Annotated in this window: 3 protein-coding genes and 1 tRNA gene; 3 read left to right on the forward strand and 1 reads right to left on the reverse strand. The window is 51.2% G+C overall.

The annotated features are described in order from the left end of the window. Positions 1–857: thiolase domain-containing protein (locus Q0C15_RS00880; RefSeq protein ID WP_297215039.1), on the forward strand; the 857-nt coding region annotated here is incomplete at its 5' end. Between the two features lie 2 nt (positions 858–859). After that, positions 860–1,261: a Zn-ribbon domain-containing OB-fold protein gene (locus Q0C15_RS00885; protein ID WP_110642730.1), complete on the forward strand. Its 402-nt coding sequence runs from the start codon at positions 860–862 to the stop codon at positions 1,259–1,261. Here Q0C15_RS00885 and rnhB read toward each other — a convergent pair. Further along, complete coding sequence (rnhB, locus tag Q0C15_RS00890) at positions 1,258–1,893, reverse strand: ribonuclease HII (RefSeq protein WP_297215040.1); 636 nt, start codon at positions 1,891–1,893, stop codon at positions 1,258–1,260. The genes Q0C15_RS00885 and rnhB overlap by 4 nt on opposite strands. Positions 1,894–1,949: 56 nt before the next feature. On the opposite strand from rnhB, the gene Q0C15_RS00895 reads away from it, so the two are divergent. Then, positions 1,950–2,021: transfer RNA gene (locus Q0C15_RS00895), tRNA-Ala, on the forward strand. Positions 2,022–2,110: the final 89 nt, after the last annotated feature.

A 2,110-nucleotide genomic window follows, 5' to 3' on the forward strand; every position in this document is an offset into this window, starting at 1 on the left:
TAAAGTCCGGAGAGTACGATGTGGTGATGGTTGGCGGCGTTGAGAAGATGACGGACATATACGGTTCGGAGATCATCGATGTGCAGTCATCTATCCTGGACAGGGAGTGGGAGAGCTTCAACGGCGCAACACCGGCGGCGCTTGCCGCAATAACGGCGCGGAGATACATGCACGATTTCAAGGTTCCAAGGGAGGATCTCGCCATGATAGCGGTCAACGACCATGCGAACGCGTCCATGAACCCTGACGCGCAGTACAGGAATAAGATAACGGTTGATCAGGTACTGAAGAGCGATCCTGTTGCGGAACCGCTTAACGTGTTCGACTGCTCTCCCATATCCGATGGAGCTTCAGCTATCATTCTTGCATCGGATGAGTACCGCAAGAAGAACAGGCTTGACGGTATAAGGATAGTCAGTTCGGCCATGTCGGAGGACTACCTTGCGCTGCACAGCAGGAAGTCCATATACACGCTTGAATCGACGAGGATAGCGGCGAAGCAGGCGATCGAGAGGGCTGGAATAAAGAGGAATGACATTTCATTCGTCGAACTCAACGATTCGTACAGCATATACGGCCTCATTGAGCTTGAGGATCTGGGCTTCGCTGATAAGGGCAAAGGACGGGATCTTCTGGGCGAGATAAAGATAGACGGAGGCCTTCCGGTGAACCCCTCAGGCGGTCTGAAGGCGAAGGGGAACCCGCTCGGAGCTACAGGCGTATCGCAGTTCTACGAGGCCTATCTGCAGTTGAAGGGTAAGGCCGGGCAGAGGCAGGTGAAGAATGCGAGGTATGGTATGCTGCACAATATGGCAGGAACAGGGGCGACATCGGTCGTCCATATAGTGGGTGAGTGATAATGGGACAGCTGTCAAGATTCTGGAGGGAGAGCGAGCACAGGTACAGGCTCCTTGGCACCAGATGCGATAACTGTGGCAGGGTTTACTTTCCGCCAAGGGAGGTCTGCCCCACATGCCACAGGGAATCGATAGGAAAGATGAAGGATCTGGAGCTTTCCGGTGAGGGCGTTATAGAGAGCTTCACCGTGGTTCACGAAGCTCCGCCGAGATTCTCCAGGCAGAAGCCCTACGTTCTGGCGCTGATAAGGACGGAGGAGGGGCCAATGATAACCGGGCAGATCGTAGACTGCGATCCCTCAGAGGTCGAAATAGGAAAGCATGTCCATGCGGTGTTCAGGCGCATGGGAGAGGATGGGGATACAGGCGTGATCGTGTACGGCTACAAGTTCGCCCTAGACTAAAACAATTTTTTCTGATTTTTTATTTCGTCCATTATACGCCCTACCGTGGACCAGTGCATGCGCACTATCTTCTCCGGTTCCCTGGAGCTTTTCAAGAAGTCGTGAAGAAATTCGATGGTTCTCGGATCCGATGGATATCCAGATCCGAAATTTCCGTATTTTTCATGAAGCTTATCTATCTCAGCGTCGCGCAGCACCTTTGATACGATGGAGGCTGCAGATACGGCTGGAAAGATGGCATCTGCCTTATGCCTGCACACAACCTTCTTTCCGGACCGACGCTCTATGGCCTCCTGTGCTCTCTCCTCTATGACATCGTAGCAATCTATGTACACGGTTGATTCTGCATACTTAAGAAGTTCGATTATTTCGTCCTCCTCGATCTTATTCAGCGATTCCATTGCCATCATCCTGTTTATTTCCTCAGGACTGAGGATCCTGTATCTCACATGGCATCGATCCATTATCGATTTGAATATTTCGGATCTCCGCTTCCTCGATAAAACCTTTGAATCCCTAACTCCAATTCCCTTTAGGAACTCTGTATCGCAGCAAACGATCGATATAACCATGGGCCCTATAACTGGCCCGCGCCCGGCCTCATCTATTCCGCACTGCATCCCGGCTTCCATCTGCAAGATGTATAACATCGATAATTTTAAAGCCTTGTAGAAATTCACCTAGATGAGGGCCGGTAGATCAGCGGTAGATCGCCTGCTTTGCAAGCAGGAGGCCTCGGGTTCAAACCCCGACCGGTCCATTGTGAATTCCAATTCTCTCATATTCCATCCACAACTTTTCCTTCCGCCTGCTGCTTGCCTATCTTCTTGATTTCTGATATACGAGCAT

Origin of the sequence: Thermoplasma sp. (assembly GCF_023256435.1) — an archaeon.
GTDB lineage: Archaea > Thermoplasmatota > Thermoplasmata > Thermoplasmatales > Thermoplasmataceae > Thermoplasma.